This window comes from Serratia sp. (in: enterobacteria) (genome assembly GCF_046715635.1).
Taxonomy (GTDB): Bacteria; Pseudomonadota; Gammaproteobacteria; order Enterobacterales; family Enterobacteriaceae; genus Chania.
In genome coordinates this window covers 1-4,240 of the sequence record NZ_JBKJYW010000103.1, presented here as the reverse complement: position 1 = coordinate 4,240, position 4,240 = coordinate 1, and the positions used below count along the sequence as shown (strand labels likewise).

The following is a 4,240-nucleotide window of genomic DNA, read 5'->3' as shown; positions in this document are numbered from 1 at the left end:
ACGGCCAATAGTGCTTTTGCCGGCACCCATAGGCCCAACCAGAAAGATATTGCGTTTCTCTGCCATGTTTTTCGGTATTACTAAGACAATTCGTTAATGATAACCCGCCCCGCCAATCAAATTAGCGGCGGGACCTAAACTGAAACCTCATGAGCGATAGTGCGAGATCAGACGAAAAATTATCTCAACACTCTTGGTAGTTTGGCAACCGAATAAATCACTATCCACGCCGCAGGAGGGAAACCATACGTTTTTAACGGCGTCTTATACCCTATGGATCCCAGGTTTCAGCCTGGAAGACGACGGGTACAGCATTAACAAAAAAACCTCGGTGCTCAATTCGGTAACCCTTGTAAGCTAAATCGGCCGCAGCGTCAAACTCAGATGCCTCTAAGGCACGAAAAAAAGTGCATTTGCTTGCCAACTTTTAAGCGTTTTCAACGGCTAGGATTTTGGACCAAGACCTCATGAACAGAGCATTGCAGCGAGATCTCCGCGTGGAGTTTATCTGAAAAAGCAACGGAATGTCGTGATCTGGCAGATTAACGGCAACTTTCGTCGGTTTCCCTCATTTTGCCTCGGCACCGTCAGCGCGCCAAAAACCGCGATCGAGGCAATTTAAACTTTGATCAGCGTCGGGGTGATAAAAATCACCAGTTCGCGCCTTTTATGCTGTTGGTTATCGTGTTTGAACAACGCTCCCAGCAAGGGGATATCGCCCACACCAGGGACTTTATCGGCCGCCTGGGTGCGCTGGCGCTGAAAAATACCCCCCAAGACGATGGTTTCACCGTCCTTCACCGTCACCTGGGTTTTAATTTCCTGCTTGTCGATCGCCAGCGCCTCTCCTTCTCCCTGTTTAATCGAACGCCCGGGCATATTCTGGCTGATCTGTAACGTCAGGGTAATGCGGCGATTGGGTAAAATCTTTGGCGTCACTTCCATACCCAGCACCGCGTCTTTGAACTCGATCGAAGTGGCACCGCTGGAGCCGCTCGATACCTCGTAAGGGATTTCCGTGCCCTGTTTAATACTGGCGGTTTGCAGATGTGCAGTAAGCAAACGCGGGCTGGCGATAATCTCCACCTGATTTTCCTGTTCCAGCGCCGACAACTCCAGATCCAGGATACGTCCGCTGATGCGTGCCAGGTGGAAACCGGCTGTTATGGCGCTGTTTTCTACCGGCAGGCCAACGCTGAAATTGTCTATCCGCAGCGTTTTAGCTGGCCTTTCTTCTGCCGCCAGGCCCCATCTTACGCCTAGCTCCCGCAAATTCTCGCTGCTGATGGTGACAATATGGGCAGCCAACTGCACCTGTTCCAGCGGGGTATCCATCTCTGCTACCCAGTGTTTCAATTGGGCCAGCGCCTGAGCGGTGTCACGCAACAGCAACGCGTTGGTACGTTTATCCACCACAACGCTGCCACGCTCGGTCAATAATTTGCCACGTTGGCTATCCAGGCTTTGCGCTATCTCGCTGGCCTCCGCGTTTTGCAGCGTGATCGTCAGGTTGTGCAAAGGCTCCTGCTGCGCCAACGCCCGCTGCCGACGAAGCTGCTCCTGTTCATCCGGTAGGGGGAAAACCATCATCACATTGCCTTCCAGCGTCATCGTCAGCTTGCCCATGCGTAACACCACTGCCAACGCCTGCTGCCAGGGAACATTATCCAACCGCAGCGTCAGGTTGGTATCGACCTCCTCGGCGGCAACCAGGTTCAAGTCTTGATACTCCGCCAGCGCCTGTAAAATCAAGCTGACCGGGGTATCATGGAACGCCAGCGACACTGGTTTTTCCTGCTGCACGCTCGCCATTACCGTCAAAGGGAGAGTCAACCATCCCAGCATAAGCCACTGATATCCTTTCATCGCTTTTCCTTACGGTTTTTTTCCTAACGTGAGTACCACACTGCCCGTGCGTGGCCGACAGGCTTCTGCCCTATCCTGCGCAACGATTTCAAGCTGCCGGGGCCGGATCTGCATCACTTGCCAATCCCCATCCAGCACCAGTTGTCGTGGCAATAACCCCAGCCACTGCCCCTGTGGAGTGATCACCCAGCCATAGCGCAAATCTGGTGTGCCGATAATCCCTTTCAACCGCCAGCCCGCCGGTGATGCGGCAGGATCGGCGCAAACCGCCGTTAGCGGTGGCTGGAACGGATCGCGATACTGTTCAGCCCACAGCGAGGCCGAGAACAGCAGCCAAAACCACCACGCCTTATTCATCCAGCGCCTCTTCTGAACTAACCAGAGTCAGTTGAGTGATTAACCCTTCGGGCTGTCTCTCGATCTTCATTTGCCCAATCCTACGGGTGGATGGCAGTTCCTCCAGCAAACGCAGTAAGCCCCCGTAATCTAGCTGTAGCCTTATCTTTTGCTGGGCTGGTTTCTCCTGCTGCTGGAAACGTAGCAGTCGCCCCCCAAGCTGATAGAGCTGAGCACCTAAATCCCCCGGTTCATCTGGCACGATCAAAACCTGCTGCCCCAAACGCAGCTCAAGCTCTGCTAACGGCGGTAGCTGGTTCAGTTGCTGCTGACGTGCTGCAACCTGGAGTTCCAACTGCTGATGCTGCTCATCCAGCCTTTCCCACTGTTGCCATTCCCCCGAGATCAACCCACTGTAGGCCAACAGCCCAACCCCGGTTAATACCAGCCACTGAACCGCCAACAACTGCCAACCGGGCCGGGCGAGCCAGGGGATCAGCCAGTCTGGCAGAGGCTTATCCATCCTGCCCCCAGCGTGCCAAGAGAGTGAACGCTAACCCTCCTTCCTTGCGCTGTGTGACTTCAACCAGGCGGCAACCCTGCAACAAGGGTAGCGCGGCCAACCTCCGTTCAAAGGTGACGATCTCCGCATATGCCCCACCTTGCCCCTGCAAAGAGATCCCCTTGGAGTTCTCTTCAAACCCCGTAAGCCACAGAGCATCAGGCAGCATTACCGAGAGCTGTTGCAATAGCGACAGGTAACGCAGGTTCTGCGCACGATTGTGCTGGTAACGGGCGTTTTCTGCAGAAAAACGGGCCAAGTCGGCCATCACTTGCTGCGTCTGCTGAATACGTCCTGCCAGCTCAGTGTGCTGCTGCGTTAAACCCTGCAGCATCGAATATTGCTTTGTCTGTTGGTAGTGCAGCAAAAAGTAGGCTGCCGCGAACATAGCCAGCACCAGCAGCAATTGAGCAACGAAGCAGCGTAACCAGAAGGTATAGCGCTGCCGCTGCCGTCTGAGGCGCCAGGGCAACAGATTGACCTGGTACATCAGGCATCCTCACGGCGCAGTGCCAACCCACCCGCCAGCACAAACGCCATCGGCTGAGAGGGCAGCGGCGGATATAAACTGCTGAAAGCCGTGAACGGTGACCAAGGCATAGCGCCTTCTGGCGCGGCCTCGTCCAGCACGCTGCTGTAATACACGTCTTTAGCCCCTATGGCTGGGCAAGCTGAGCGCATAGCCGCCAACGCCTGCTTGACGCTGACGGCTTCTCCCGCCGGCAAAACGCCATAAGTAAAGGGCATCGCTCGCGGTGCTACCCATAGCCATTCCGACTCCAGACGATGCAACAGCCCGGCATCGGAAGCCAAGCCAGCAAATGCGGCCATCATGCTTAGCGCGTTGGGCGCGATATCGATCACCTGAGGATGCAGATCCGCTAATTGCAGGCAATGCAGCCATTGTTGCAACTCCTGTTGGCGGGCTGCGGTGAGCAGCAACTGATGGGTATTGGGCTGCGCCTGGCGGTAATCCATTGCCAGAGTCTGGCTGTCTAACGGGAACTGTTTCAGGCCCTGGGTGGTGATGTAGTCATGGCGAACCGGCTCCTGCAAGCGGAGGTCTGGCAAGGGCAACGTCTGCTGTAAAACCCGCTGCGCGGGTAAAGCAATGCGTAAGGAAATATGTCTTGGTAACCGGCTACGCCACTGCTTGAGTACCGTCACCAGCATTTCTGAACTTTCTAAATGCCCCGCCCGCAGCGCCGAGTTGGGCAATGCCTGTTGCCACCAGTGGCGCAATTGCCAACCGTTACGCCGACGCTGCGCAGCCAGCGCTCTGACGCTGTGTTCCTGGATATCCAACCCCACCTGCCACGTTTGAGAAAACATATTTCACCTCACCTCCATACCCTCAGATAACAAAAGAACATATCCATGTTGCAGGCTTGCCTTTATACTACCGCGCGGTTGTTTATAAACTGCCCAATTGACATGAAATGGGAAATCTCAGGTGAAGTTCGTAAAGTATCTTTT

General features: G+C 54.9%; 5 protein-coding genes and 1 pseudogene. All 6 read right to left on the bottom strand.

Going from position 1 to position 4,240, the window contains the following annotated elements; genetic code table 11:
* Window positions 1–66, bottom strand: a pseudogene (aroK, locus tag ACLQ7H_RS05085) (shikimate kinase AroK); the annotation flags it as partial.
* A gap of 552 nt (window positions 67–618) precedes the next feature.
* Window positions 619–1,866: a DNA uptake porin HofQ gene (gene hofQ / locus ACLQ7H_RS05080; protein ID WP_411751734.1), complete on the bottom strand. Its 1,248-nt coding sequence runs from the start codon at window positions 1,864–1,866 to the stop codon at window positions 619–621.
* Between the two features lie 9 nt (window positions 1,867–1,875).
* Window positions 1,876–2,223, bottom strand: coding sequence for a hypothetical protein (locus tag ACLQ7H_RS05075; protein WP_411751733.1), 348 nt, complete (start codon window positions 2,221–2,223; stop codon window positions 1,876–1,878).
* A complete protein-coding gene (locus ACLQ7H_RS05070; protein ID WP_411751732.1) occupies window positions 2,216–2,725 on the bottom strand; it encodes a hypothetical protein in 510 nt (169 codons plus the stop codon). Before ACLQ7H_RS05070 ends, ACLQ7H_RS05075 begins: the two co-directional genes overlap by 8 nt.
* Complete coding sequence (locus ACLQ7H_RS05065) at window positions 2,718–3,254, bottom strand: PilN domain-containing protein (protein WP_411751731.1); 537 nt, start codon at window positions 3,252–3,254, stop codon at window positions 2,718–2,720. The genes ACLQ7H_RS05070 and ACLQ7H_RS05065 overlap by 8 nt, the downstream gene beginning before the upstream one ends.
* Window positions 3,254–4,096, bottom strand: coding sequence for a type IV pilus biogenesis protein PilM (gene pilM / locus ACLQ7H_RS05060; RefSeq protein WP_411751730.1), 843 nt, complete (start codon window positions 4,094–4,096; stop codon window positions 3,254–3,256). Before pilM ends, ACLQ7H_RS05065 begins: the two co-directional genes overlap by 1 nt.
* Window positions 4,097–4,240: the final 144 nt, after the last annotated feature.

Bases quoted from the DNA above. Each gene is read 5' to 3' on its own strand.
- hofQ (WP_411751734.1), bottom strand. From the start codon at position 1,866: ATGAAAGGATATCAGTGGCTTATGCTGGGATGGTTGACTCTCCCTTTG.
- ACLQ7H_RS05075 (WP_411751733.1), bottom strand. From the start codon at position 2,223: ATGAATAAGGCGTGGTGGTTTTGGCTGCTGTTCTCGGCCTCGCTGTGG.
- ACLQ7H_RS05070 (WP_411751732.1), bottom strand. From the start codon at position 2,725: ATGGATAAGCCTCTGCCAGACTGGCTGATCCCCTGGCTCGCCCGGCCC.
- ACLQ7H_RS05065 (WP_411751731.1), bottom strand. From the start codon at position 3,254: ATGTACCAGGTCAATCTGTTGCCCTGGCGCCTCAGACGGCAGCGGCAG.
- pilM (WP_411751730.1), bottom strand. From the start codon at position 4,096: ATGTTTTCTCAAACGTGGCAGGTGGGGTTGGATATCCAGGAACACAGC.